The organism is Acinetobacter soli (assembly GCF_018139125.1).
Taxonomy (GTDB): domain Bacteria; phylum Pseudomonadota; class Gammaproteobacteria; order Pseudomonadales; family Moraxellaceae; genus Acinetobacter; species Acinetobacter soli.
The window spans coordinates 2,105,857-2,132,090 of the sequence record NZ_CP073241.1 but is presented as its reverse complement, the minus strand read 5'-3'; the positions used below and the strand labels follow the sequence as shown (position 1 = coordinate 2,132,090).

24 protein-coding genes are annotated in these 26,234 nt (G+C 44.5%); 12 read left to right on the top strand and 12 right to left on the bottom strand.

Features of this window, described 5'->3' with window-relative positions:
• The first annotated feature begins 293 nt into the window (after positions 1-293).
• From KCV09_RS09835 to KCV09_RS09820, 4 genes are all read left to right on the top strand, one after another.
• Complete coding sequence (locus KCV09_RS09835) at positions 294-1,226, top strand: RluA family pseudouridine synthase (RefSeq protein WP_151815833.1); 933 nt, start codon at positions 294-296, stop codon at positions 1,224-1,226.
• Complete coding sequence (locus KCV09_RS09830; protein WP_025095340.1) at positions 1,223-1,888, top strand: HAD-IA family hydrolase; 666 nt, start codon at positions 1,223-1,225, stop codon at positions 1,886-1,888. Before KCV09_RS09835 ends, KCV09_RS09830 begins: the two co-directional genes overlap by 4 nt.
• A 71-nt stretch (positions 1,889-1,959) precedes the next feature.
• Positions 1,960-2,655 carry a helix-turn-helix transcriptional regulator gene (locus KCV09_RS09825; RefSeq protein ID WP_151764214.1) on the top strand — a complete coding sequence of 232 codons (696 nt, stop codon included), beginning with the start codon at positions 1,960-1,962 and terminating at the stop codon, positions 2,653-2,655.
• Positions 2,656-2,705: 50 nt separating this feature from the next.
• Complete coding sequence (locus tag KCV09_RS09820; protein WP_151815832.1) at positions 2,706-3,311, top strand: glutathione S-transferase family protein; 606 nt, start codon at positions 2,706-2,708, stop codon at positions 3,309-3,311.
• A gap of 48 nt (positions 3,312-3,359) precedes the next feature.
• Here the strand turns inward: KCV09_RS09820 and KCV09_RS09815 are convergent, their stop codons facing one another.
• Together KCV09_RS09815 and hcaR are read right to left on the bottom strand one after the other, a co-directional pair.
• Entirely contained in the window at positions 3,360-4,034 is a 675-nt protein-coding gene (locus KCV09_RS09815) for a DUF1345 domain-containing protein (RefSeq protein ID WP_004932667.1), read from the bottom strand.
• 95 nt (positions 4,035-4,129) lie between these two features.
• Positions 4,130-5,044, bottom strand: a complete 915-nt coding sequence (gene hcaR, locus KCV09_RS09810; protein ID WP_151745852.1) for a DNA-binding transcriptional regulator HcaR — start codon at positions 5,042-5,044, stop codon at positions 4,130-4,132.
• A 679-nt stretch (positions 5,045-5,723) separates the two neighbouring features.
• Here hcaR and KCV09_RS09805 point away from each other — a divergent pair.
• Positions 5,724-6,776, top strand: coding sequence for an MBL fold metallo-hydrolase (locus KCV09_RS09805; protein WP_025095343.1), 1,053 nt, complete (start codon positions 5,724-5,726; stop codon positions 6,774-6,776).
• 51 nt (positions 6,777-6,827) lie between these two features.
• On the opposite strand, the gene katG is transcribed toward KCV09_RS09805, so the two are convergent.
• The 3 genes from katG to KCV09_RS09790 all read right to left on the bottom strand — a co-directional run bounded on the left by katG (position 6,828) and on the right by KCV09_RS09790 (position 12,261).
• Positions 6,828-9,008, bottom strand: coding sequence for a catalase/peroxidase HPI (katG, locus tag KCV09_RS09800; protein ID WP_004932675.1), 2,181 nt, complete (start codon positions 9,006-9,008; stop codon positions 6,828-6,830).
• Positions 9,009-9,395: 387 nt separating this feature from the next.
• Positions 9,396-11,690, bottom strand: a complete 2,295-nt coding sequence (gene ptsP, locus KCV09_RS09795) for a phosphoenolpyruvate--protein phosphotransferase (RefSeq protein WP_004943835.1) — start codon at positions 11,688-11,690, stop codon at positions 9,396-9,398.
• 70 nt (positions 11,691-11,760) lie between these two features.
• Complete coding sequence (locus tag KCV09_RS09790) at positions 11,761-12,261, bottom strand: RNA pyrophosphohydrolase (protein WP_004932680.1); 501 nt, start codon at positions 12,259-12,261, stop codon at positions 11,761-11,763.
• 183 nt (positions 12,262-12,444) lie between these two features.
• On the opposite strand from KCV09_RS09790, the gene KCV09_RS09785 reads away from it, so the two are divergent.
• Entirely contained in the window at positions 12,445-13,095 is a 651-nt protein-coding gene (locus KCV09_RS09785) for an HAD family hydrolase (RefSeq protein ID WP_004932684.1), read from the top strand.
• An 81-nt stretch (positions 13,096-13,176) separates the two neighbouring features.
• On the opposite strand, the gene ovoA is transcribed toward KCV09_RS09785, so the two are convergent.
• The 3 genes from ovoA to KCV09_RS09770 form a co-directional block, all read right to left on the bottom strand.
• Positions 13,177-15,372 carry a 5-histidylcysteine sulfoxide synthase gene (gene ovoA, locus KCV09_RS09780; RefSeq protein ID WP_151814914.1) on the bottom strand — a complete coding sequence of 732 codons (2,196 nt, stop codon included), beginning with the start codon at positions 15,370-15,372 and terminating at the stop codon, positions 13,177-13,179.
• A 168-nt stretch (positions 15,373-15,540) separates the two neighbouring features.
• Positions 15,541-16,413: a LysR family transcriptional regulator gene (locus KCV09_RS09775; protein WP_004932688.1), complete on the bottom strand. Its 873-nt coding sequence runs from the start codon at positions 16,411-16,413 to the stop codon at positions 15,541-15,543.
• Positions 16,414-16,504: 91 nt separating this feature from the next.
• On the bottom strand, positions 16,505-16,747 hold the full coding sequence (locus tag KCV09_RS09770) for a DUF2061 domain-containing protein (RefSeq protein ID WP_004932691.1): 243 nt from the start codon (positions 16,745-16,747) through the stop codon (positions 16,505-16,507).
• A 258-nt stretch (positions 16,748-17,005) separates the two neighbouring features.
• Here KCV09_RS09770 and leuC point away from each other — a divergent pair, with 258 nt between their 5' ends.
• The 5 genes from leuC to KCV09_RS09745 all read left to right on the top strand — a co-directional run bounded on the left by leuC (position 17,006) and on the right by KCV09_RS09745 (position 21,487).
• Entirely contained in the window at positions 17,006-18,424 is a 1,419-nt protein-coding gene (gene leuC, locus KCV09_RS09765; protein WP_212515089.1) for a 3-isopropylmalate dehydratase large subunit, read from the top strand.
• 16 nt (positions 18,425-18,440) lie between these two features.
• Positions 18,441-19,091, top strand: coding sequence for a 3-isopropylmalate dehydratase small subunit (leuD, locus tag KCV09_RS09760; protein ID WP_004932698.1), 651 nt, complete (start codon positions 18,441-18,443; stop codon positions 19,089-19,091).
• A 110-nt stretch (positions 19,092-19,201) separates the two neighbouring features.
• Positions 19,202-19,774, top strand: coding sequence for a hypothetical protein (locus KCV09_RS09755; protein WP_004943812.1), 573 nt, complete (start codon positions 19,202-19,204; stop codon positions 19,772-19,774).
• 44 nt (positions 19,775-19,818) lie between these two features.
• A complete protein-coding gene (gene leuB, locus KCV09_RS09750; RefSeq protein ID WP_151814917.1) occupies positions 19,819-20,898 on the top strand; it encodes a 3-isopropylmalate dehydrogenase in 1,080 nt (359 codons plus the stop codon).
• 202 nt (positions 20,899-21,100) lie between these two features.
• Positions 21,101-21,487, top strand: coding sequence for a lysozyme inhibitor LprI family protein (locus KCV09_RS09745; protein WP_004943807.1), 387 nt, complete (start codon positions 21,101-21,103; stop codon positions 21,485-21,487).
• A gap of 67 nt (positions 21,488-21,554) precedes the next feature.
• Here KCV09_RS09745 and infA read toward each other — a convergent pair whose 3' ends face one another.
• On the bottom strand, positions 21,555-21,776 hold the full coding sequence (infA, locus tag KCV09_RS09740; protein ID WP_004920223.1) for a translation initiation factor IF-1: 222 nt from the start codon (positions 21,774-21,776) through the stop codon (positions 21,555-21,557).
• A 228-nt stretch (positions 21,777-22,004) separates the two neighbouring features.
• Here infA and KCV09_RS09735 point away from each other — a divergent pair, with 228 nt between their 5' ends.
• Positions 22,005-23,012 (top strand): AraC family transcriptional regulator, encoded by a 1,008-nt coding sequence (locus KCV09_RS09735; RefSeq protein ID WP_025095351.1) that lies wholly within the window; start codon positions 22,005-22,007, stop codon positions 23,010-23,012.
• Between the two features lie 59 nt (positions 23,013-23,071).
• Here the strand turns inward: KCV09_RS09735 and truA are convergent, their stop codons facing one another.
• From truA to KCV09_RS09720, 3 genes are read right to left on the bottom strand one after another with little or no spacing between them, the layout of a single operon-like run.
• Positions 23,072-23,884, bottom strand: coding sequence for a tRNA pseudouridine(38-40) synthase TruA (truA, locus tag KCV09_RS09730; RefSeq protein WP_119025650.1), 813 nt, complete (start codon positions 23,882-23,884; stop codon positions 23,072-23,074).
• A 2-nt stretch (positions 23,885-23,886) separates the two neighbouring features.
• Positions 23,887-24,867: an asparaginase gene (locus KCV09_RS09725; protein WP_151814918.1), complete on the bottom strand. Its 981-nt coding sequence runs from the start codon at positions 24,865-24,867 to the stop codon at positions 23,887-23,889.
• Between the two features lie 42 nt (positions 24,868-24,909).
• Positions 24,910-26,031 (bottom strand): hypothetical protein, encoded by a 1,122-nt coding sequence (locus KCV09_RS09720; protein WP_151814919.1) that lies wholly within the window; start codon positions 26,029-26,031, stop codon positions 24,910-24,912.
• Between the last annotated feature and the right edge of the window lie 203 nt (positions 26,032-26,234).

Genomic DNA, 26,234 nt, shown 5'->3' with positions numbered 1-26,234 from the left:
GCAAATGCACAATTAAACGCGACAGTTTGTTTTTTGCCGATATAATAAGCCTTCGGCGTGGGCATATTCTTTTGGGACCTGTCCGAGCTTTTGGTGAAGCCTTGAGCGAATATTCATTTCAAACAGAGTTGAAATTATTTCGTTTTTTGTTCACTTACGGTGGTATCCGTGCGCTGACTATATCAAACCTTGCACGATCTGCCTATGGGCTAATTGAAAGTTTCTTGTGAAATCAAGTAGCTAAACGGTCATTTTTTATTCAAATTTCATCTTTTTCGGGTTTTAATTACTGTATGAATTCTACGCAACAATGGCAAAGCGTCACCTGGTTTGAGGTAGACGAACATCAGGCCGGTCAGCGCATCGATAACTTTTTATTTTCCCGTTTAAAAGGTGTACCCAAAAGTCGTATCTATCGTCTGATTCGTGAAGGGCAGGTGCGAGTCAATAAAAAACGAATTAAAGCGGAAAGTAAACTGAGTATTGGCGATCAGATTCGAGTTGCCCCGATTCGCTACGAACAAAAAGATGAAAGCGATGCGCCAGTCAGCGATCAGGTTGCCAAAAGCCTGCTCAGCCGCGTGGTGTATGAAGATGATGGTTTATTGGTGGTGAATAAACCATCGGGGATCGCCGTACATGGCGGAAGCGGTGTGGCATACGGTCTGATTGAGGCTATGCGAGCGGCTACTGGAAAAAAATATCTAGAATTGATTCACCGAATTGACCGTGACACTTCGGGTTTGGTCATGATCAGTAAAAAGCGCAGCACGCTTAAGCTGTTGCAGGATTTATTACGCGAACACAAAATTGCAAAAACCTACGCAGCACTCGTGAAAGGGAATGTCAGTCTTGATCGACAGTTGATTGATGCGCCGCTGTTGCGTTATGAACTGGCAAATGGTGAACGCCGTGTGAGAGTGTCGAAAGAAGGTAAGCCAAGTAAAACCAAGTGGGTGGTCGCTGAGCGTTTTAAAGATGCAACACTGGTTTATGCATCACCACTTTCAGGGCGTACCCATCAAATTCGCGTACATGGCTTGAGTATCGGTCATCCTTTAGTGGGTGACGATAAATACGGCCATCAAACACCTTATACAGGGCCTGAAGCACGCCGTCTGTGCCTGCATGCGATGCGTCTTGAAATTCCGGGCTATCCTGTGATTGAAGCGGCACTGCCAGAGGATATTCAAAGCGTTGTGGCACAGTTGAGAGCACGTAAATGAATCGTCCAGAACTGATTATTTTTGACTGGGACGGCACTTTATTTAATTCAGTTGGCCAAATTGTTGCAAGTTTACAATTTGCAGCGCAACGCTTTGAGCAACCCCTTACGCATGAGGCGGCACAAGGAGTGATTGGTTTAGGCTTACCTGAAGTGATGCAGACGCTTTTTCCGCAGGTTCCACATTTGCATGAGCAAATTGTGATGGCTTATGGCGAACATTATGTGCAACATTCCACGCATGATGCATGGTTTGATGGCGTTGCCGAGCTGCTGCATGACTTAAAAGCCATGGGGATGAAGCTTGCGGTGGCAACAGGTAAAAACCGCCGTGGCTTAGATCGCGTGCTGACCAAAACGCAAAGTCATCATATTTTTGATATCACTCGTGCGGCAAGTGAAACCATGTCTAAACCTCATCCACGCATGCTGGAAGAGATTTTGCAGGTCACAGAAGTCGAGGCAAAAAATGCCATTATGGTTGGCGATAGCAGCTATGATCTTGAGATGGCCATGAACATCGATATGCCACGTATTGGTGTGAGTTACGGTGTGCATGATCCTCAGGTTTTAGCGCGTTATGCGCCTTTGACCATTGTGAAGAGCGTGCCGGAATTGCATCACTTTTTAAAGCAAATACTGCAACAGAAGATGCCTGCTTAGATCATCCTTTAAAATAAAAATAACTGAGAAACCTGTTGAGGTTTCTCTCTAATAAAAATCTAGAGGTTCAGATGAGCCGTTCAATTCGATTATTAAATTTGCTACAGCACTTAAGAGAAGCCAAATATCCAGTGACCTCGCATGCGTTGGCAACACAACTTGGCATTAGTCAGCGTAGTGTCTATCGAGATATCGAAACATTAAGACAGCAGGGTGTACGAATTGATGCATGTGCAGGCATCGGATTTCAGTTGAAGGAAGATTTCTTTCTCCCTCCGATTACATTGGATGAAACTGAAATAGAAGCCGTTTTTTTGTCGTTACACTGGCTTAAAAGCATCCCTGACGACGCGTTGCAAAGTGCATCATCTTCAGTGCTTAGCAAACTGAATTCAGTCTTACCTGTTTATCGCCAGCATTTTTTAGAACAGACCACACTCAGAGCCTTTAATGTTTGGCTACCTGTCGATACAAAAATACTTGAGCAGATTCGAATGGCAATTCGTCTACAGGTGAAGGTGACCTTTGCCTATGCCGACGAGCGCAAAAATGAAAGTATGCGAACAGTCTGGCCTTTTGCGATGGGATATTTTAACGACAAAATTATGCTGGCGGCTTGGTGTGAGTTACGACAAGCATTTCGAAACTTTAGAATTGATCGAATTCGGCAGCTTCAGTTGAGTCAAGATCACTATCCTCAGTTTAAGCAGAAATTATTTCATCAATGGTGGGTTGAAGAAGTATGTGTCACTCCTGACAAAAACTGACAATCCGCTGCTCTACACTGGACCCACAATATCAAAAAGGAGTGATTGAGATGGGTCTTCAACTTTATACCAATAAAGAATCACGTGGTGTGGTGGTCGAGTGGTTACTGATTGAACTTGGAATTGAGTGTGAGCGGGTTGAGGTGGAATATCACACCAGTATGAAATCCCCTGAATATCTTAAACTTAATCCCTTCGGTAAGGTGCCGGTACTGATTGATGAGCATGTCGTAATCTATGAGCTAGCTGCTATTTGTGCTTATCTGGCAGATAAGTTTCCTGAAAAGAATCTGGCGCCTGCTCTTGGTGATCCTAAACGCGGTCTTTATTATCGTTGGCTATTTTTTATTTCGGGGCCATGGGAAGCCTTGGCAACAGATCAAATGCGAAACATTCAAGTTCAGCCTGAGCAAAAAATGTTTATGAGTTACGGTGATGAGACAGATGCCTATCAGGCACTTATTCAGGGATTAACTCAAGCAAATCCTTATTTATGTGGAAAACAGTTTACCGTCGCGGATATATGTGTTGGAGCGATGCTGCTGTGGCAGCAAAAGATGGGACAATTAAGAGCTGATCCTGCGATTGAACAATATCTCATGACGATCCGGCAAAGAGAAAGCTTACAGCGTAGCAATGCAATTTTTGCCAGTTAAAACTAATCTACACGATTAAGGAAAGTATCATAACTTTCCTTTTTCGATTTAATTCGACAAAAAACTTGCGGCCACATTAATACAAATTGCCAAGATGCTGGTATTAAAAATAAATGCCAAAAATGCATGAAAGATATTGAGCAGACGCATGTTGCGCGAGGTAATTGATACATCTGCAGTTTGTGCGGATGTGCCAATAATATAGCTAAAATATAAAAAATCGGCATAGGTGGGGTGGGGAGTCTGTGGAAATTCCAATCCTCCCGCACTGCCTTTGCTGCGTGCAATATAAAAATCGTGGGCATAGTGCAGCGCAAACACGGTATGCATCAGTAGCCATGCCGAAATAATTGTAAACAGCGCCAAAATAACATGCTCAATTTCGTATGGACTGTTTTTGGACATCATCGAGAGTTGTACGACGATTGCAATCATACACATCAGCAGTGCCAGCAGCACCAAGAGCATGATGACCCATTTACTTTCATCCTGACGCTTAGCCTGCTGTTGCATGGTTTTAGTATCCATTTGACCAATCAGGCCCATCACATGCGCCAGATAAATCGTTACAGCAATATTCCAACTAATCAGCACGACAGTGGACCAGTGTGAATCAGTTTGCCATGACAATAGCGTACCAATCACTACACCGATGCCCAAAGAGATAAAAAAATGTGGACGGGATGAAATACTGTGCCCAAGGCGGAAAAAAAATCTGTTCATATGTTTTCGTTTCCTTTTCCAAGGCTTTTATTTTTATAGAGAAACGATTGAATTGAGCCGACAGGTATTATGTATGCTGGCTCAAATGATTGATTTTAATGCTCAGTGATACATTCATCAGGCACAGTACGTTCCCATTTGGCGAGCATATCACGAAACGATTGAACCAATGTCGACTTGCTTGAGCTGTTATAACATAGATACAAATCTAAATGAGGAAGATCGATTTCCAGTGGACGCGTCACACATGTTTCAGGTAACAAACTGGCCACGTAATCGGGGACTAAACTACACCCGCGACCTTGCGCAACACCATTGATGTTGGCCAGCAAACTGTCTGCATGTTCAACCAGATTAAATTGAATGCCATGCTGTTTTGCAAACTTCAAAATTAGCTCATGTAAGACTCTGGATTGGCTCGACTCGGCAATCACCAAGTCGAGTTGATGAAGTGCAGACAGAGGAATACGCTCGAGTTCGGCCAATGGATGATGGACTGGCAAAATAAAAATCAATGACTCTCGTAGCACATGCTCGGTCGTAAAATCATTATCATTTTGCAGACGATCACGAATAAAACAGACATCCAACTCGCCCTTTTTAAGCGCTTTAATTTGTTCATCATTGCCTAAACTCGACAGATCAATACGAATGTCAGGATGATGAAAGCGAAAGTTAGGCAAAATATGCGGAAAGATTTTGACTTCAGCAACAGGAACAAAGCCGACTCTCAGCGCTTGCTGTTTGGCGTACGAGACTTGACGGGCCATCATGACGGCTTTTTCAGCTTGAGCCAAAGTCAGGCGTGCCTGTTCCAGAAAAACAGCACCTTCTTCGGTGAGTTCGACTTTACGTTTGGTTCGATACAGCAGTTGAACCCCTACATCAACTTCCAAATCTTTGATTTGCTGACTTAAAGAGGGTTGAGCGGTATAGAGTTTCAATGCAGCTTTACTAAAATTTAATTCTTCAGCCACAGTGACAAAATATCGAAGATGTCGCAATTCCACAAAAAACTAATCCAAAAAAAGTCTTATAAACATAAGTCTAAAGGATATTAAATGAATAGGACACGTGTAAAAAATGCTTTAGCCATTTATAAAATAAATAGTATTTTTAAGCTCATTATTAATTCAATATAAAAATAGTATTTTGATTTATTTATAAAATATATGAATCAATTGTATAAAAAAAATGAATCAATCTCACCACAAAAATGAATATATTGCACCAATATCGTGCTTAATTATATTGCAGTGTAAAACTGGTTTATTTCTTGCTTTGTTTCAAATGTTTTGTTGAAAACGGTAGGGTATTTAAAGCTAGGACGCAAGAATAGTGGAATGATACATTATCTGTTGCTCAAGACCTCCAAGCAGTTTACTCTGCTTATCGGTGGTAGTTTTTTGAGTTTTGCTTAAGCCGCCCTATTGCATAGAGTCTGGTCGAGATTGCTCTTGAATCGCACAGCCATAAAACTTTGAAAAGCAACGACGATTGACGCATAAACGCAACAAACTTCTTGAGAAAATCTGGCACTCTAAGAAAGGTTGTCATACACGCTGTAAGCAACCAAAACAGCATGAACAGTTTTACAAAAAATGGAGACGAGTCGTGGCTTACGTTAAATGAAGAACATGTCTGATGCATACGTTTATTTGACCACAAGATGATGACTAAAATTACCCTATGAAAGAGAAGCCGACATTAACCTATCAATTGCCGACTAAATCTTGTTTAACGCATACATGGAGTAAGCCTTCTTTTCATTATTTAGATTCTGTACAGGCCGGACATTCACGTTTTTATAATCAAGTGAAGCATTCCTCAGCACGTGGTTCAACCGAATTACTACGCTGGTTAATGACGCGTGAATCGTATACATGGGATGTCGACATTCAGCGTGAATTTGATGCACGGCTCAATATGCCGGCGGCGATGCCACAAAATCGACCGCATGCCGATCTAGATGACTGGCAGATCTGGTTTGTCGGGCACGCGACTGTATTGTTGCAAATCGGGCCATATAATCTCATCACCGACCCTGTGTGGTGTGAATACGCCAGTCCGCAACAAGGGCGAGGTCCACGACGCGTGTGTCCTGCTGGTATCGCCCTTGAGCATTTACCCACGATTCATGCTGTTTTGCTCAGTCATAATCATTACGACCATATGGATTTGGCCACCTTAGAATGGTTACATAAAAAGTTTGCCATGCCGATTTATACTGGACTGGGCAATCAGTATTACTTGCCCAAGCAGTATCATGTGATTGAGATGGATTGGTGGCAGATGATTCCTTTTCATGATCTTACCATTGCCTATACGCCTGCACAGCATGGATCAGGCCGTGGCCTACGCGATCAGGGCAAAGCCTTGTGGGGAGGATTTTCAATTCTCGGTGCAGATGATCATGCTTTTTTTGCAGGGGATACAGGCTACTCACCGCATTTTAAAGAAATCTATGAGCGTTTTGGCGCACCCCGAATTGCACTCTTGCCGATAGGTGCGTACGAGCCCCGTGAGCTGATGCAATATGTACACATGAACCCGCAAGATGCATTGCATGCGCATTTGGATTTACACGCACAGCGTTCGGTTGCGATTCATCATCGAACCTTTCAGCTAACCGATGAAGGCCGAGATGAGCCAGAGCGGGAACTCACGCATTTGCTCAAGACGTCATCTAAATTGGTGAATCCGTTTTACTGTTTGCGTGAAGGGCATAAACTCACTGTGTAAAACCCGAATTATAAAAAAAGAGCCGATATCGGCTCTTTTTCTTTTGGAGGCTTATACCAGATCGTAACGATCGGCGTTCATGACTTTCACCCAAGCTTTGACGAAATCATGGACAAATTTATCGCGGTTATCATCTTGCGCATAAACCTCTGCATATGAGCGTAAGATCGAGTTTGAACCAAACACTAAATCTACACGGCTCGCAGTCCATTTGGTTGCTCCTGTTGTACGATCTACAATATCGTAAGAGTTGCGACCCGTTGGTTTCCATGTGTAGGCCATATCGGTTAAGTTGACGAAGAAATCGTTACTCAATACACCCACGCGATCTGTCAAGACGCCCTGCGGATTGTTGCCGTAGTTTGCACCCAAGACACGTAATCCACCCACCAGCACCGTCATTTCGTGTGCGGTTAGACCAAGGAGTTGTGCGCGATCTACCAATAGTTCTTCAGGAGTCGTCTCGAAGTGCTGTTTTTGCCAGTTTCTAAAACCATCATGCACAGGCTCAAGCGATTCAAAAGAATACACATCGGTTTGTTCCTGTGTTGCATCACCGCGTCCCGGTGCAAATGGCACCGTAATATTCACACCTGCGGCGCGAGCAGCTTGCTCCACAGCGGCTGTTCCACCGAGAACAATCAGATCGGCAATACTCACAGGTTTTTCAAACGAAGCCTGAATCGACTCAAGTACACCCAACACTTTTTGCAAGCGTTCAGGCTCATTGCCCACCCAGTCTTTTTGTGGTTCAAGACGAATACGCGCACCGTTGGCACCCCCACGATAATCTGAACCACGATAAGTACGGGCACTGTCCCACGCCGTGGTAATCAATTCCACACGAGTCAAGCCGCTATCGAGTATTTGGCGTTTAAGCGATTCAATCTCGGCATCAGTTAAGGTGTAATCTACGCTCGGAATTGGATCTTGCCAGATTAAATCCTCTTGCGGTACATCTGGGCCAAGGTAACGGCTCTTTGGTCCCATATCACGGTGTGTAAGCTTAAACCATGCACGAGCAAACACATCAGAGAAGTAGGCCGGATCTTGATAGAAACGTTCCGAAATTTTACGGTACTCTGGATCAATTTTGAGTGCCATATCGGCATCAGTCATAATCGGGTTACGTCGAACGCTTGGATCATGCGCATCAATCGGCATGTCTTCTTCTTTGATCGTAACCGGTTCCCATTGCCATGCACCTGCTGGGCTTTTACGAAGTTCCCAGTCGTAGGTTAAAAGCAAGTAGAAGTATTCGTTATCCCATTTGGTGGGGTGCGTCGTCCACGCGCCTTCGATACCACTGGCCATGGTGTTGCCTGCATTTCCAGAGCCTTCTGGGTTAAACCAGCCTAAACCTTGGAATTCAACATCTGCACCTTCCACTTCTGCACCAAGTTTTTCGGCACGTCCGTTACCATGACATTTCCCCACGGTATGACCACCAGCGGTCAGCGCAACGGTTTCTTCGTCGTCCATGCCCATGCGGTCAAAAGTCACACGCATGTCATGTGCAGTACGTAATGGATCTGGATTGCCATCCACACCTTCCGGGTTGACATAAATCAAACCCATCTGTACCGCTGCAAGTGGATTTTCAAGCGATTCACGGTCTTGATCATCTGAATAGCGATTACGGGTTGCGTCTAACCATTTTTTCTCGCTGCCCCAGTACACATCTTTTTCTGGGTGCCAGATTTCTTTACGACCCCCAGCGAAACCGAAGGTTTTAAGGCCTGCTTCTTCATAGGCCAGTGTACCCGCAAGAATGATCAGATCACCCCACGAAATTTTATTGCCATATTTACGTTTGATTGGCCAAAGCAAACGGCGGCCTTTATCGGTATTGACGTTATCTGGCCAGCTGTTTAATGGCGCAAAGCGCTGGTTGCCTGTATTGGCACCGCCACGTCCGTCTTGTTTACGGTATGAGCCTGCAAGGTGCCAAGCGGTACGTACAAACATACCGATATAGCTGCCCCAGTCGGCTGGCCACCAGTCTTGACTGGTCGAAATTAGGCTTCGAATATCTTGTTTGAGTTCTTCAAGATTCAGTTCTTTAAAAGCTTTGGCATAATCGAAATCGGGATCCATCGGATCTGTTTTTTGGTCATGTTGATGCAAAACATCAAGATTAAGCGCGTTTGGCCACCATGCGGTTGGACTTTGGCTTTGTCCAGTATTACCGCCATGTGTAAAAGGGCATTTTCCTGTTGCTGCAGTATTCATTGCGATTTACTCCTTGGATTTTGGCTATTGCTTTGTCGTGGCTTTCGGTAAAGTAAATTGAAATTGATGATGTCGTTTTAATGATTAAGGGGCAGTTCACCAAGACAGGTTAAAAAAATCTTAAGTAATTCTGATGCTGCTTGAGTGTTCGAATCAATCTGCATGGCTGTGCTCCTGATCTCAAAATATATTACGCGTGTTCGCTGTTAAAATTAGTTTAAATGATTTAAATGATTTGTAAAAAAGATAAAATTCATTAAATTGATTTGTTTTTTAGATTGTAAAAGACCGTTTAATTTAATTCGATATGTTGATGTATCACCGATTTGTAGTGCGCTTTGGCGTTATTGCCCTAGAGCGGCAAGAGAGCCCCTCTAGGATCATCCTTTAAACGGAAACCAATCGATTAGATTTGACCATGTCTCCAAGGCCATGATTTCTAAAGTAGTATTCCATCCAGCTTTTCACCATGAGCGGGTTATTCATTTTGACGACCTCATTGAGCAATTGCTCGGCATCGGTCATTGAAACGTGACAGATGGCTTTGCGCACCCGCAAAATATTACTCGAACTCATGGAGAGGGTATTGAATCCCATCGCCATCAATAAAATAGCCGATAAAGGATCGCCCGCCATTTCGCCACAAATACTGATAGGCTTCTCATGATGATGGCATTCCTTAACCAGTTTTTGCAGCGCGCGAAGAATGGACGGATGAAAGTGTGAATATACACTCGACACCCTTGGATTATTGCGATCGACTGCCAGTAAGTACTGGATTAAATCGTTTGACCCTACGGAAAAGAAGTCGACCAATTCGGCAAACTCATCAATTTGTAGTAACACACTCGGAACTTCGACCATGATGCCGAGTTTCGGTTTGGTAATTTTGACCTGTTCTTCTTCTTGTACCGCGACCCAGTCACGTTCTAACAGATACAACACTTCCTCGACTTCGCTGACGCTGGTCACCATGGGCAGCAAGATATGCAAATTGTTTAAACCAATGCTGGCCTTGAGCATCGCGCGCACTTGAGTCGAAAAAATTTCTGGATGATCCAGCGTAAAGCGTAGACCACGCCATCCCAGCGCCGAGTTTTCTTCTTCAATACTAAAATAAGGCAAGTCTTTGTCGGCACCAATATCCAGCGTACGCATGATGACGGGCTTGTTGGCAAAATGACTCAATTGCTGACGATAAATGGCCCGTTGTTCTTCTTCGCCCGGAAAGCGTTCACGCAGCATAAACGGAATTTCGCTGCGATAGAGTCCCACACCTTTGGCCCCACGCTGAACGCCGCGTACCACGTCAATCATCAGGCCAGTATTGACATACAGCTTGACTGCAACACCATCGGGGGTAACGGCATCACGCGTTTCGTATTGCTTGAGGTCTTTGGCAATTTGCTCTTCTTCTTTTTGAATTTCTTTATAGCGCTGACGCAGACGTCTAGGTGGGTTGATAAAGATCCGCCCTTGATAGGCATCGACAATCATTTCTGCATCATCAAGGGTATTGATGGGGAGCTCGGTCACGCCGACAACAGTTGGAATACCCAGCGCACGTGCCACAATCACCATATGCGAATTGGCAGCACCTTCTGTGGTGACAATCGCGGCAATATTATCGACCGACAGTTCAACCAGTGCAGCAGTACTGATTTCTTCTCCAATTAAAATACTGTCGGGGCTTAAATCTTTATGGCTGGAATCTGCTTCTTGCAGTGAGGCCAGAATACGCCGTCCTAGATCTTTTAAATCTGACACACGCTCACGTAAGTAGTCGTCTTCCATTTGTGCAAACAGGGTGATGTGCTTGTCGATGACACGACGCACGGCGCCTTGTGCCCAGTTACCGGCGCGAATCAGTTCTTTAATTTCGGCAGGAAGCGCATTTTCATCCAGCATGCGTAAAAACACACTAAATAGCGCGCGTTCTTCCGACATTAAGGAGTCTTGCATTTTTTCATCAAGCTGCTGAATTTCGGTACGTACCGAACTCACCGCTTGATCGAGTAAATGTAATTCGTCACTGATATCATCGGCTTCGCGGTCTGGAACCGACGCCAGATCGGCAGGCGGGTATAAAACGTAAGCACGACCCAGCGCAATTCCGCCAGCACCTGATACGCCCTGAAAGGTTTTGTAGGCTGGCCCATTACTTGGCTTACGAAATACATCGATGTTGCCCACCGCATGTGCATGTGCGATGACACCTGAGAGCTGAGCACACAGCGTCACCAAAAAGGATTCGGCTGCTTCACTAAAATCTTGTGGTTGCTTATTTTGTACCACCAGTACGCCCATCACCTTACGGCGATACATGACGGGTACACCCAGAAACGAGTTGTAAATTTCTTCGCCGGTCTCGGGTAGGTAGGCAAAGCGCTCGTGTTTGGAGGCATTTTCCAAATTGACGATTTCTTCGCGCTGACCCACAAGGCCAACCAGACCTTCACTGAGTTGCAAGGAAACATGCCCCACAGCTTCGGGGTTAAGCCCTTTAGAGGCCATTAGTAAATAACGCTGGTTGCGTTCGTCAAGCAAATAAATTGAGCAAACATCCACTTTCATCGCTTCCGCCACATGGTTGACCATAATGTCGAGCGAATCATGCAAACTTACAGACGAATTGATCTCCTGAACAATGCGTCTTAAGGTGTCAAGTTGCATGTTTGACATGGATGCTTACTCCAAAATTTTTAATTCTTCATAGTGATGTTATAACAGCACTCGCCAAAAAAATCATTTGCTAATGTGATGATTTTTCGGGCGATTGTTGTTCTGGCATTAACATGCAGAGTTCCATCATCGCTTTTCGGTACACATCGCGCTTAAAATTGACCACCTGACCTAGAGGGTACCAGTAACTTACCCATTGCCACTCATCAAATTCGGGTGGGTCAGAGAGGTCTAGCTGAATGTTTCGCGTAGACGCGGTGAGTTTTAATAAAAACCATTTTTGTTTCTGTCCAATACATACCGGATCAGAATCTGGTCGGATGTACCGGTGTGGCAAACGATAACGCAGCCATCCTTTGGTCTGCGCAATAATCTGGACGTGTTCGGGCAATAAGCCGACTTCTTCTCTCAGTTCACGATAAAGTGCCTGCTCGGGGGTTTCTCCAAAATGGATCCCTCCTTGTGGAAATTGCCAAGCATTGTGACCAATGCGTTTTGCCCATAAAACTTGTCCGTTATCATTTGCCAAAATGATCCCGACGTTGGGTCGGAAACCTTCTGAGTCGATCATTTGGCTACCTAAAATTTATCAATATCGTTGACTTTGAAATCGGGGGCCGTCACTCTTATATGCCCAGCGCGTAAGATCAAAGTAAAATGCATTAAAATTGCTATGATCTTAACGAATTTCTATCGACTAGCGGAGATAGATTTACATTTTTTTTCTTAAATTTCAGTTTTAACGAGTATTTTCATGAAATTGGCTTTGTTTGATCTTGATCACACCTTACTTAATACAGATTCAGACCATTCCTGGGGTGAATTTCTCGTCAATGAAGGCTTGGTCGATCCAGTACATCATCGCCAAATGAACGACAAATTTTATGAAGATTACAAAGCAGGCCAGCTTGATCCAATTGCCTACAACGAATTTGTATTTGAGTTTTTAACCCAAAATACGCCTGAGGTATTAACAGAGCTGCATGCGCTCTTTATGCAAAAGGTGATTCGTCCGCAAATGCGCCCAAAAGGTTTTGATGCGATTCAAAAGCATCAAGATTTAGGCCATGAAATTGTAGGCATTACCGCAACCAGCGATTTTATTACCGCACCGATTTTTCGTGCCTTTGGTATTACCGAAATTATTGCCACCACGGCGGAAGTACAGCAAGGGAAATATACCGGTAAAGTTGCAGGCACACCATGTTACCAGCAAGGCAAGCTGGTACGCCTAGAGCAGTGGCTGGCTGGACGAAATGTAGAAGAATCTTGGGCTTATTCAGATTCGATTAACGATCGCTTCTTACTGGAATATGCTACGCATGCGATTGCAGTTAATCCAGATGATCGCCTGGAAAAATTGGCCAAAGCGCAAAATTGGCAGATTCAAGACTGGTCGATTTAATCGATATTTCAATGTTCTCAATAAAAACAGGCAGTCATCGACTGCCTGTTTTTATTTGATTCAGTTTTTTTGGAGTGTTGTTTACTTTACGCGTTGCCAAAACGTCACTTCCGATAAACTGTGCTGAAACTTGTGCTGAGTTTCACGAATCACAAACGGCACCTCTTGCGGTGCTGCAATCAGTTGAAAGTGCTGATCCAAAATGGCATGTAAACCATCTAAAGTTCCAAAACTTTCACCATCTTTTTTAAAGCCACCAATCCACTCTTCACGCGGTGTATGCTCTTCAAGCCACGTATAAGGGGAGGCAATCATCAATACACCACCCATGTTCAGACGCTCATGAATCTGACTAAGAAACTGACGTGGACGATACAGTCGGTCAATCAAATTGGCAGCAAAAATAAAATCGTAACCAGTGAAATTGGCTTTTAAATTGCAAGCATCACCTTGATAAAATTCAACTTTGTCTTTGGTTTCTTCAAGGCCCAATTGATGCAATGAACAGGCCTTGTATTGTACCAATTCACCTTCGGTGGCGAGCGTATAACGCAAGGTTTCACCTTTGGTCAACTGTACGCTGTGCTGAATAAACCGCGCTGAAAAATCAATTCCGGTGACATGCTCAAACACACGTGCCAATTCAAAACTGGCGCGTCCGACGGCGCAACCGATATCTAAAGCCTTAACTTTAGGACGCTCGCCCAGTGTCTGAAGCGCCAGCTCGGCCAGTGCCTTAGAAAAATTAGGAACCCCAAAATAATCCGATCCAAAATGGAACTCGGCATACTGCGAAAGTAATTGATCGGTCTCGTATTGAGAGCTCACACTGCTTACCTCATGGTCAGATGCAACGTAACGAAACCCTGCATGTTGAAAAAAATGCCGTCTAAAGGCATACCGCGATGAATAAAGACTTTCATTGCCACAAGAAATCCACGAACCGCCCTTAATCAAATTATGGCGCCCGTCAAATGTAGGCGTGGTAAAGTCATCATAAATGGGGTGTACATCAAAGCCATTAAACGGATAGGTTGGCGTTTCGGTCCATTGCCAGACATTCCCTCGAACATCGAAGAAATCGCCTTGCTGAAACACATGAACCGGACACGACGACGCACCATAATCCAAATGGATATTGCCATCGGCACGCTGATGATCAATCTCGTTTAATCCGCTGACATCGTATATACGGTACCATTCGTCCTCGGTGGGCAAGCGAATATTCTGGCCAGTCTGCTGTTTTTTCCAGTTACAAAATGCTTTGGCTTCATGATAATTGACCTCGACAGGCCAATCCCAACGCATTGGCACAATCTCGGTCATGAGTCTTAAATACCAAGTCTGGTGTTGTTTAACCCAAAATGTCGGATATTTGGCTTCAGAAAAGGACAGCCAACCTTGGCCTTCTTGTTCCCAGTAATCAAGGCTTGAATAGCCACCTGCATCAACAAAAGCCAAAAATTCTTGGTTGCTAACCAAATATTTCGACGCTTGAAACGCCTCGACCTGCGCCTCATGCTGACCAAACTCGTTGTCCCAGCCATAAAGTGGGTGTGCTTGATTAATACCAAGTTTAACCTGTCCAGATGCGACATCAATCCATGTGTTTTCAGGTGCTGTGGTGGAAAAATCAGAAGCTTTCCAAGCCGGATGTGCACGAACATATTCAAGATCATGCTGTCGGATTAACACCGATGACGTTTCCAAATGAATACGCTCATGTTCAATGCCCATTAAAATGGCCCACCACGGATGATTCCAGTTGATGGGCGGGTTAAGCGGGGCTGTATCGATGATATGAAGTACTGTTTGTTTGACCTGATCACGATAGCTTTTGACCTCGTGAGGTGTTGGCCAGTCATAATGCTGATCGTTGAGATCATCCCAACTCATTTCATCGACACCGACTGCGAAAAGTGCTTCAAAGCGCGGGTTGAGCCGTTCTTCAATTAAGTGAACCAACAGTAATTTATTAATAAAAAAGGTTGCAGTATGACCAAAATAAAAAATCAGAGGGTGCCGAAGCGAAATCGGTTTTTTATAAAATGCTTCATCACCATCTAAACATTCAAACAAAGATTCATAGGTTTCAAAAGTATTCAAAAAATAGTCACGGATTTGCTGGCGTAACGTATCGGCATTGTCTTGATTGAGGCGTGGAGTGCGCAAGATCTGTTTTGAAGCTTGAAGGAATCCAGAAGGCGATGGCGTATGAGCATTTGAAGCAGAAGATACGTGTTCGGAATTTGGTACTCTGAAAACATCATTTAGCATGCTTCAACTCCATATTTAAGGTATTTATTGTGTGAAATACCGTGAAGGGTTGAGGTGTTATGGTTATACAGCCACGTCACGGATGCTTAATGATCAACTTACTCCAATCTTGAACGAGTTATATTATATTTAGGTAACGATTTGATGAAAAACGCTAAAGAGAATGGCTTAAGCTGTGGTGGACTGCTGCGTCAGTTTAATTAAAGCCTGTGCTGCTTTGGACTGAGTACGGGCAGGATGCCAAACAATTCCAAGTTGACGTTTTAGCTCCACATTCACTGCGAGTTGACAAAGATCCCGATTCAGCAACGTTTGCGGCAGAACCGACCAGCCCAAGCCAATCGAAACCAACATACGAATCGACTCAAGCGGATTATTGCTCATGGTGATTTTAGGTCTAAGACCATATTTTTCGAATGCGTGCAAGGTAATCTGAGTGGTATAAGTCTGTGCTGCAGGCAGTAGACTTGGGTATTCGAGTAAATCTTGTAGCTGAATCTGCTTACGCTGAGCCAATGGATGAAACGGTGCCACTACAAAAACCAGTGGATCGTTCCAGACCGTCAAATAAGTAAGACGCTCATCGCCTTCTGGAGGCAGGGTAAGAAAAGCCAACTCGAGATCACCTGCAAGCACTTTTTCATGTGCCTGTTCTGAATCGACAAAATGCACATCTAAGGTGACATCCGGAAAGCGTTGCACATAATGACGCAGTGGATCGGGAAGATGATGCAACCCGATATGATGACTGGTACCGATTTTGAGCCGTCCCTGTACCTGATCGTGTTCATGGCTTAAGGTATGATGAATTTCGCCTAGCTCATTGAGCCAGTTTTTGACTTTGGGCAACAACGAATGTGCTGCATGGGTGGCTTGAATGCCGCGTCCGGCAGATTCAAATAGTTTCACGCCAAAATAATCTTCAAGACTATGAATGCGCTTGGTCACTGCGGGCTGGGTGATAAAGAGTTGATCCGCTGCGAGCGAAATAGAGCCGGTTTCCATCACTTTCACAAAGGCTTCAAATGCAGCAAGATTCATACAATGACCTTAAATTTCCCATAATCATGCCGTGTTAAAAAAATCACAGCGTCAGGCTATTGTAGTGGTCAAATTCCCCAATGCGCAATCATTAATAGCCTGCGCCAGAATCTTGCTGAGCAGGCTGTTCTTTTACTGCCCATACTTTTTCGTGAATAAAAAAGGCAAACGCCTGTACAGTCGGCTCAAGCATACTTAAAGTTAAGGCAACCCAGAGGTTTCCGGTCACCACGTAAGCCACCAGCATAGCCACCGTAATATGCATAATGTAATAGCTTAAAGTCTTTTTGAGCATACGCTGATTGTGATGTACAAAACGAGTTAGAGTCGTCATAACCATTACCTTGCACTAAATATCTTGAAGAAGTATTCAGTATAAAAAGCGTACATCGGATTGTGAAATGGAATGTATAAATGAGAATTATTATTAAATCCGATGCTGTAAACTGTGAGATGATTAGACCTGAATCGCACATTTTATATATTCTAAAAAGTTTGTTAATTTATAAAAATGATAAATTAGATTTATGTAAAAGCAGCGCTATAATTACTAAATAGAGACCATATACCCAGTCCAATGGAGCACGACGACATGGCAGGCAAGACATTATATGACAAATTGTGGAATGACCACTTGGTTTCACAGCGAGACGACGGATCATGCTTGATTTACATTGATCGTCATTTATTGCATGAAGTCACCAGTCCGCAGGCATTTGAAGGTCTTCAACTTGCAGGTCGTCAGCCATGGCGTCTCAATGCAAACGTTGCAACACCAGACCACAACGTACCAACTTCAAAAAAAGAACGTGAACAAGGCATTGCCGGAATTGAAGATGAGACATCACGCATTCAGGTTCAAACCTTAGACGATAACTGTAAAACCTTTAATATCGTTGAGTTCGGGATCAATGATGTCCGTCAGGGCATTGTGCATGTGGTGGGGCCAGAGCAAGGTTTGACTTTACCGGGTATGACCGTTGTGTGTGGTGATTCGCATACGGCAACGCATGGGGCATTTGGTTGCTTGGCACATGGAATTGGTACCTCTGAAGTGGAACACGTGCTTGCGACGCAGTGTTTGGTTCAGAAAAAATCAAAGAACATGTTGGTTCGCGTGGATGGTGCTTTAGGTAAAGGTGTAACGCCTAAAGATGTGGTTTTGGCAATTATCGGTCAAATTGGTACAGCAGGCGGAACAGGTTATGCCATCGAGTTTGGTGGGCAGGTGTTCCGTGATATGTCGATCGAAGGCCGTATGACGGTGTGTAACATGGCCATTGAAGCAGGTGCTCGTGTGGGTATGGTTGCTGTCGATGATAAAACCATCGAGTATGTCCAGTCGCGTCACTATGCACCAAAAGGTGAGCAGTGGGATCAGGCTGTGGCGTACTGGAATACCTTACATTCAGATGACGATGCAGTATTTGATGAAGTAGTGGTTTTAAATGGCGCAGAAATTGAGCCGCAAGTTTCTTGGGGAACCTCGCCAGAAATGGTAATTCCAGTGTCTCAAGCGGTTCCAACCTTAGAACAGGCCAAAGACGATGTACAACGCAATGACTGGACACGTGCTTACCAGTATATGGGCTTAAATGCCGGTCAGGCGTTGGCTGATATTCAGTTGGATCGTGTATTTATTGGATCATGCACCAATTCACGGATTGAAGATATCCGTGCAGCAGCCGAAGTGGTCAAAGGCCGTAAAGTGGCGAACAGCATTAAACAAGCGATGGTGGTACCGGGTTCTGGTTTGGTTAAGCAACAAGCAGAGCAAGAGGGATTGGATCAGATTTTTCTTGACGCTGGTTTTGAGTGGCGTGAACCGGGATGCTCGATGTGCTTGGCGATGAATGCCGATAAATTGCAACCGGGCGAACACTGTGCCTCGACCTCAAACCGTAATTTTGAAGGGCGTCAGGGCAATGGTGGACGAACCCATTTGGTCAGTCCAGCCATGGCTGCTGCCGCTGCAATTGCGGGACACTTTGTTGATGTTCGTTCATTCTGAATTGGGGATATAGATCATGAAAGCATACACCGTTGAACAAGGCATTGTGGCACCATTAGATCGTGCCAACGTGGATACCGATTTAATTATCCCGAAACAGTTTTTGAAGTCGATCAAACGCACAGGGTTTGGTGACAACTTATTTGATGAATTGCGCTACTTAGATGAAGGCTATCCGGGGCAAGATAATTCTAAACGTCCGCTTAATCCCGATTTCGTATTGAATCAGCCACGTTATCAATCTGCCAATATCTTGATTGCGCGTAAGAATTTCGGATGTGGATCAAGCCGTGAACACGCGCCGTGGGCATTGAACGAATATGGTTTTCGTACCGTGATTGCGCCAAGTTTTGCCGATATTTTCTTTAATAACTGTTTTAAAAACGGTATGTTACCTGTAATCTTGTCTGAAGAAATTGTAGAGCAATTATTTCAAGAGTGCGCAGAAAACGAAGGCTATACCTTAACGGTAGATTTGGCTGCACAAGAAGTGAAAACACCATCCGGTCAAGCTTTTGCTTTTGACATCGATCCATTTCGCAAACACTGTTTGTTAAATGGCTTAGATGATATTGGTTTAACGCTACAAAATGCAGACGCGATTCATGAGTTTGAACGCCAAGCCAAAGTTGCACGTCCTTGGGTATTTCAAGACCTAAAAGCTTGATCTACACGGGAGATTTTAAAGATAGCAATAGCGTAGATGCCCAACTCTTGTTAACATGCATGAGCATAAATTGCTGAAAACTTTGCTCGAAATAGGGTTGGGCTCCAACAATGATCAGGACATTTGGCCGTAGTGTGGTACTGACAGTATCCTTGGCGTTAATCGCAGGTTGTCAAAGTACCAATCATGTGGTTGATACATTGCGTATTAAACAGGCCGAATCAGGTCTGAACAGTAACGCAACGATTTATTGTTCGGGCGCACAACTGTGTGAATTTGAGCGTCTAAATACGACCCCCATTGTCGATGCGCAAAAACATCGTGTCAGTGAACAAGCCTTGCATCAAGGTATTGTCAGACTTGAGGGTTCAGTATTTAGTCCAGTCAATTCGATGTATTTGTCTGTGCCACCGCAGCAGTATGAGCTGGTGATTCGTTTTTATCCCATCTCTCGAGATCGGGCAGAAACATTTCATGTCATTCATCAGTTTAAAGCCAATCAGCGCTATACCTTTAAAATGTACCGTGATCGTTCCAAGCACTCAGGCGGCAGTTTACTCAATGTGTCTGCGCCTGAGCCATTATGTGTTGAACTTGAGCAAGAAAATCATCCAATCCGCCGTTTTTGTCGTCCTTTTGACGCCATCACGGGGTTGGGTGAGTTTATAGAACAACGAATTTAATGTTCAATCAGTCAATCGGCTGATATTTAGAAATGGAAACGTTCATGTCGAAGCAAATTTTAATTTTAGCCGGTGACGGTATTGGCCCTGAAATTGTAGGGGCTGCCGAGCAAGTGCTGAGCGCAGTCAATCAAAAATTTAATCTTGGTTTAAACTGGGAGCACGGTCTACTTGGTGGTGCCGCCATTGATGCGCATGGCGAACCGTATCCTGCCGTGACCAGCGAACAAGCAAAACAAGCAGATGCCATTTTACTTGGTGCGGTAGGCGGACCGAAGTGGGATAGCATTGAACGCTCTATCCGTCCAGAACGTGGTCTGTTAAAAATCCGTAGTGAACTGAATTTATTTGCTAATTTGCGTCCTGCCATTTTGTATCCGCAGCTTGCAGATGCCTCTAGTTTAAAGCCTGAAATCGTATCTGGATTAGACATCCTGATTGTGCGTGAATTGACTGGCGGGATCTACTTTGGTCAGCCGCGCGGTATTCGCGAACTTGAAAACGGCGAAAAGCAAGGCTTTAACACCGATGTCTACAGCGAATCTGAAATTAAGCGTATTGCAAAAGTGGCTTTTGAGCTTGCTGCACTGCGTGGTAGCAAAGTGTGCTCGGTCGACAAAGCCAATGTACTTGAGGTAACGGAGCTTTGGAAACAAACCGTAAGCGATCTTCAGCAAGCGCAATATCCAAACATTCAGTTGTCACATATGTATGTCGACAATGCGGCAATGCAACTGGTACGCGCACCAAAGCAGTTTGATGTGATTGTAACCGGTAACTTATTTGGTGATATTTTGTCGGATGAGGCGGCCATGTTGACCGGTTCAATCGGCATGTTGCCATCTGCATCTTTAGATGAGCAGGGCAAAGGCATGTATGAGCCATGTCATGGTTCTGCACCGGATATCGCAGGGCAAAATGTGGCGAACCCATTGGCCACGATTTTATCCGTAGCCATGATGCTCCGTTATACTTTCCGTGAAGAAGTTGCTGCAAAAGCCATTGAAGATGCTGTAGGGCAAGTGCTTGATCAAGGCTTACGTACGGCCGACATTATGTCTGAAGGTATGCAGAAAGTAGGTACAGTTGAGATGGGGCAGGCCGTGGTTGCTGCTTTAGCTTAAAATAATTAGGCTCAAATAAAATCTGAAGGTAGATGTCTTGATCAAGGCATCTACTTTTTTTATTTTTGAATACAATGAAAATAAAATAGTGTGCTAACTTAAATAAAAAATACGTCTTAAAAAAGTCGATAAGATGCTGAGATCACTTTTTATAAGTACAGTACTCGTAGAATAAATGACAAAAAGGAATGAGGCTTTGACTATGAAATTCAATTTAAAACTTTTATCTGCTGCCGTATTTTTAGCGGTATCGGCTACATCGTACGCAGACAACTGTGACAATACACGCAATAGCTATGATGCAGTTCACTGTGCCAATAAGGTGTACGTAAATGCAGATCGGGAATTAAATCAAAATTATCAACTACTGCGTAGCAAATTAAATACCCAGCAGAAAACGATTTTAAAACGTTCTCAATTGGCTTGGATTAAAGAACGAGATCAAAGTTGTTCTGGTGATTCAGACGTCGGGACCGTCATTTATACCAACTGCCAGCTGTCTAAAACGCAAGAACGTAACTCTTGGATTCGTGAACGCTTGCGTGAATGTAAAACGATTGGTTGTAAAACATCTGCTTTAAGTGATTAAAAGCAAAACTGTTATAAAAAAAGCCACTGACGGTAGAGAGTGGCTTTAGTGCATTCGCTAAACGTGTTTAACGTGCGCGGTACGTGATACGACCTTTACTTAAATCATAAGGTGTCATTTCAACTTTAACGTTATCACCCGTCAAGATACGGATATAGTGCTTACGCATTTTACCAGAAATGTGCGCAATTACTTCGTGACCGTTTTCTAAACGTACACGGAACATCGTATTAGGAAGCGTTTCGGTGACAACGCCTTCGAACTCAATGAGTTCCTCTTTATTGGCCATAGCCTACCTGATGATCAAATTGGAAAGGCGCAAATTATAGGCAATTTTTTTCGAAAAAACAAGCCATAGGCGGTGATCTAATCGGCGTTCCACTTGGGAATACAGGTCATTTGAAACAAAAAAAATCTACAAAAATGACCTGAATTGAGTTGTCACTTTGGTCAATCGACGCTAATCTAAATTGAGAGTTTTAAGTATAAATGAAGAACATACAAGGAAGGGCGCCGCGTGGGTCAGCTAACAGATGCATCGGTTGTATTACGGTTTGGCTATCAAGCGATTCGTCGTGCTGGATTGCCAACCGAAGAAATTTTAACAAAAGCGGGTGTGGCACTGAATCAGGTCGATGCCAATTCGAGAACGCCAGTCAGTGCTCAGTACGCATTTTGGGTTGCGGCAGAAGAAGTCAGTAAAGATCCAGATATCGGTTTGCACTTAGGCGAGCATTTGCCGCTGTACCGTGGACAAGTCATTGAACACTTGTTTATTAGCAGTGAAACCTTCGGTGAGGGGCTCAAACGCGCTTTAGCCTATCAGCGTCTGATTAGTGATGTATTTCATGCCAAGCTGGTGGTTGAAGATGGGCGCTGCTATCTGACCAACGGCGAGCAAAAATTTGCCGACTCAATCGTCAACCGTCATTTTTCTGAATGTGCAATTTCGGGCGTTTTACGATTTTTTAAATTTATTACCGAAGGTGCCTTTCACCCGATTTTTATCGATTTTAATTTTAGTGAAGGCGCGCCAGAAGACGAGTACTTCCGAGTTTACGGCTGCCCAGTCAGTTTGGGGCAGAAAGAAACCCGACTTTACTTCGATGCCGATATTTTAAACTATCCATTATGGCAAGCCGAACCAGAACTGTTACAGCTCCACGAGCAGCTTGCCATTGAGAAGCTACAAGAACTGGCACGTTATGATCTGGTTGGCGAGGTGCGCCGTGCCATTGGTTCAACCTTAGAAAGCGGTGAAACCACACTAGAAACAGTGGCTGCGCAACTCAATATCACCCCACGGCGGTTAAGAACCCAGCTCAGTGAAGCCAATACCAGCTTTCAGCAAATTCTGTCGGATTACCGCTGTAGACTTGCCAAACGGCTATTGGCCAATACAGGCGAAAGCGTTGAGCGTATTGTCTACCTGACTGGCTTTTCTGAGCCAAGTACTTTTTATCGTGCATTTAAACGCTGGACCAACGAAACACCAGTAGAGTACCGCAAGCGTAAACAACGTTAAGCGACCCATAAAAAATGCATCCAAGGATGCATTTTTTTTAAGCTCAAGAAGAAGCTTGATTAAAGATCGGCCATTTCATCGGGTAAGTTGAGCCAGTGGGGACCTAAAGGAGGATTTGGTAAATCAAATTGTTCAGGGTAATAAGCCTGAATGAAATACAGTCCATCGGCTGGTGCGGTTACACCTGCTGCCTTACGGTCTTGTGCGGCAAACATGGTATCGATATGGTCGATCTCGTAGCAGCCTTGACCAATTTCGAGTAAACAGCCCATGATGTTGCGGACCATATGATGTAAAAATCCATCGGCTTGAATATCTAACACCAAATAACGGCCATGGCGGATCAAGCGGCAATGACTCAAATGGCGAACGGGTTGTTTGGACTGGCAAGCGGCCGCACGGAAGCTCTCAAAGTTATGCGTGCCTTCAAACTTACGCGCCGCCACCATCATTTTTTCGACATCTAGCTGCTGATGCACATGCGTAACTTGTTTGTGTAACAGCGCAGGACGGTTCGGTGTATTGTAAACCACATAACGGTAGCGGCGTGCCTGCGCTTTAAAGCGTGCATGAAAGTCTGTACCGACCTCCTTGATCCACTGGATCGAGATGTCTTTGGGTAACTGGCTGTTGGCTCCCCTTAACCAGCCTTGTTCAGGTCGAATGGCATTCGTATCAAAATGAGCCACCATATTGGTGGCATGTACGCCGGCATCGGTTCGCCCTGCGCCATGCAATAGAATTGGCTCGTTGGCAATTTTACTCAGTACCGTTTCAAGCGTTTCTTGAAGACTGGGTACACCGGCTTGTTGGGTTTGCCAGCCACGATAATGCATTCCACAAAATTCAATGCCGATAGCAAAACGTTGCATGATTAATCCTCAGCCTTAATGGTGGTATCCCAGTGTCGATACCAATCTTCAGCATCATCATACTGTAAGTAAAGTTGTAGCAGCTTGGCATACAGATCGGCATGACCATGTGTGGTATTGGTGGCGATGCCTGCACAATGTACCCAGTCACTAATGGCATAGCGCTGATCAATTTTGCCAAAGGTGACTTGTGTGGTTAACACCACCAGACAGCCTTGGGCTCGTAATTGTTGAAACTGCGCCAGAATGGCGTCATTGACCGCAATATTACCGGTTCCGAATCCTTGTAAAATTAAAAAGTGCGGTGGTCGCTGTGCAATATTTTCAAGTTGTTGTGCCAAGTGCGCTGGACGCACAGGTTGATGCATCAGATTCACAATGGCCAGTTCATCGGCACGTGCAATCATGGCAGCATCTACAGCCATCGCATTTGTGACCGTATCACAAGGTGCATCGGCCGAGACACCGGAAAATGCATCCAGCTCAGTTGTATGGGTTTTAAGAACGGTTTGACCGTGAAAAATTTGATGATGAAAGGCCTGATAGGTACCGCTTGCTAAACGTTGAACGCTCTCTAATGCAAAGTATAAATTCTCGATCGCATCGGTAAATTCACGTGTATCGTCGCCCGCAGTGTTAAGCAGCGGATACTGACTACCCGTGATCACCACGTGACAGGTTTGTCCCAAAAAGCGTGCCAAAGTTGCAGACGCGTAACTCATGGTATCGGTACCGTGAATCACCACAAAGTGTGTATAGCCCTCAAGCTGCAACCCCTGAATCTGTTGTACCAGTAACAGCCAGTCTGCGGCGGTGCAGGCGCTACTGTCTTTAATTGAAGGGGCTTTAAAACAATCGACTGCGTATTGTGGTGGAAGAATGCGTTCTAATTGGGGTTGAAAGGCATCATAGGGCATTGGTGCAAGCGGTTCACCAATACAACCAAACGTTCCACCCATATAAATTAAGGCAATTTTATTCATGTTCAAACCAGCAGTCCCGACAGACTGCTTATGTTAGAGCGATCAACTTGAAGATGCTATTCGATTTAACAGTTTTTTTGAAAGATCACGCTGCTCTTGATTAAATCGTGCATCATTTTTCTCGAGTAAAATGCAGGCCGATTCAAAAGCACCCAGCTCGATATATTGCTGAGCCAGCTCTAGATCGAGTTGAACTTCATCGATATCTGCCAGTTCCGGAAAAGCCTTAACCAAAGGATCTTGAGGCTTTATGGTGACTGGCGTCGCTATTGTGGTCGCAGGAGATAGTGCTTCGCTTTCAGCTTCGGCTCCATCAAGCTCAGCAAAAACCACTTGAGGGGTAGAAGAGGCGGGAGAGGTAGAAGATGACGATGATGCTTGAGCAGTTGCGGCTGCGTCATCCATGGGAGCCAGTGTCAGTGTCGAGGCGGTATTCGTGAGTTCTACAGCAGCAGGTGCTGTCTGCTGTTCTGTTTGTTTTGCAGGCTGCTCAGCTTCAGGCGTTGATACTTTTGGCACTGATGCAGGTTCTGCATTGACCTGAACTGGAGTTGGTGGCACAGGCGTATTCAGTTTGAATTCTAGCGCCTGATTGGCCTCCAGAATTGGCTGAGGCTCAGGGGTGGGTTGTGTAGGTGAAATCGTCGTATCGACTTTATGCTCAACGACTACATCTGAAATAGGTGTCTGATTTGACGGAGTAACTATGTTGGTAGATGGAGTTTCCGTTGGAGTAGGATTTTTTTGTGCAGCTTGATAGCGCGCTTGAACTTCTGCAAGCACCTCGTGTAACTGACGCTGCTCAAGATTTTGAAGGAGCTGCTTCACCCCAAGCTCATCCTGCTGACGCAGATGCAAATCCAGTAAGTAAAAATAGAAATGATGACGTGAAGGATCACGATTGAGCGTCTGATTGATCAGTGCCTCGGCAGCCGAAAGATGGCCAATCTCAATCAACTGTTCAATACGATCCTGAATATTGGGGTCAATCGTGGCGGGAACAAGACTCTCAGCCACTGCAAACGGCGCGTGATGAACGTGTCCATGACCTTGAGCAATAGGGGCTTGCACCTTTGATGAATGCGACGCTTTTTTTTGATCTTGTCGTTTTTTTAAGATGATCGCGACGACCAGCAAAATGATAAATGCAATCACGTATAACACAGTTTTCCCCTGAAGCACGCGTGATACTGGCTGAGGATATTCGACCTTGATCCAGCATAAATTTTTTAATGTTTAGTTGAGAGCTAATTTAGCGTTTTTTGTGAGGAATGTCATACCCTTTTCTGTGCAGCAGATAATTTAGGTAGAGCCTGTGCTGTATTTGGGTTCGACCAAACAAAAAAGGCCGGTCAAATGACCGGCCT

What these genes read in the sequence shown, in the direction of transcription:
- KCV09_RS09835 (WP_151815833.1), top strand. Translation starts at nt 294, where the DNA reads ATGAATTCTACGCAACAATGGCAAAGCGTCACCTGGTTTGAGGTAGAC.
- KCV09_RS09830 (WP_025095340.1), top strand. Translation starts at nt 1,223, where the DNA reads ATGAATCGTCCAGAACTGATTATTTTTGACTGGGACGGCACTTTATTT.
- KCV09_RS09825 (WP_151764214.1), top strand. Translation starts at nt 1,960, where the DNA reads ATGAGCCGTTCAATTCGATTATTAAATTTGCTACAGCACTTAAGAGAA.
- KCV09_RS09820 (WP_151815832.1), top strand. Translation starts at nt 2,706, where the DNA reads ATGGGTCTTCAACTTTATACCAATAAAGAATCACGTGGTGTGGTGGTC.
- KCV09_RS09815 (WP_004932667.1), bottom strand. Translation starts at nt 4,034, where the DNA reads ATGAACAGATTTTTTTTCCGCCTTGGGCACAGTATTTCATCCCGTCCA.
- KCV09_RS09805 (WP_025095343.1), top strand. Translation starts at nt 5,724, where the DNA reads ATGAAAGAGAAGCCGACATTAACCTATCAATTGCCGACTAAATCTTGT.
- katG (WP_004932675.1), bottom strand. Translation starts at nt 9,008, where the DNA reads ATGAATACTGCAGCAACAGGAAAATGCCCTTTTACACATGGCGGTAAT.
- ptsP (WP_004943835.1), bottom strand. Translation starts at nt 11,690, where the DNA reads ATGTCAAACATGCAACTTGACACCTTAAGACGCATTGTTCAGGAGATC.
- KCV09_RS09790 (WP_004932680.1), bottom strand. Translation starts at nt 12,261, where the DNA reads ATGATCGACTCAGAAGGTTTCCGACCCAACGTCGGGATCATTTTGGCA.
- KCV09_RS09785 (WP_004932684.1), top strand. Translation starts at nt 12,445, where the DNA reads ATGAAATTGGCTTTGTTTGATCTTGATCACACCTTACTTAATACAGAT.
- ovoA (WP_151814914.1), bottom strand. Translation starts at nt 15,372, where the DNA reads ATGCTAAATGATGTTTTCAGAGTACCAAATTCCGAACACGTATCTTCT.
- KCV09_RS09775 (WP_004932688.1), bottom strand. Translation starts at nt 16,413, where the DNA reads ATGAATCTTGCTGCATTTGAAGCCTTTGTGAAAGTGATGGAAACCGGC.
- KCV09_RS09770 (WP_004932691.1), bottom strand. Translation starts at nt 16,747, where the DNA reads ATGACGACTCTAACTCGTTTTGTACATCACAATCAGCGTATGCTCAAA.
- leuC (WP_212515089.1), top strand. Translation starts at nt 17,006, where the DNA reads ATGGCAGGCAAGACATTATATGACAAATTGTGGAATGACCACTTGGTT.
- leuD (WP_004932698.1), top strand. Translation starts at nt 18,441, where the DNA reads ATGAAAGCATACACCGTTGAACAAGGCATTGTGGCACCATTAGATCGT.
- KCV09_RS09755 (WP_004943812.1), top strand. Translation starts at nt 19,202, where the DNA reads ATGATCAGGACATTTGGCCGTAGTGTGGTACTGACAGTATCCTTGGCG.
- leuB (WP_151814917.1), top strand. Translation starts at nt 19,819, where the DNA reads ATGTCGAAGCAAATTTTAATTTTAGCCGGTGACGGTATTGGCCCTGAA.
- KCV09_RS09745 (WP_004943807.1), top strand. Translation starts at nt 21,101, where the DNA reads ATGAAATTCAATTTAAAACTTTTATCTGCTGCCGTATTTTTAGCGGTA.
- infA (WP_004920223.1), bottom strand. Translation starts at nt 21,776, where the DNA reads ATGGCCAATAAAGAGGAACTCATTGAGTTCGAAGGCGTTGTCACCGAA.
- truA (WP_119025650.1), bottom strand. Translation starts at nt 23,884, where the DNA reads ATGCAACGTTTTGCTATCGGCATTGAATTTTGTGGAATGCATTATCGT.
- KCV09_RS09725 (WP_151814918.1), bottom strand. Translation starts at nt 24,867, where the DNA reads ATGAATAAAATTGCCTTAATTTATATGGGTGGAACGTTTGGTTGTATT.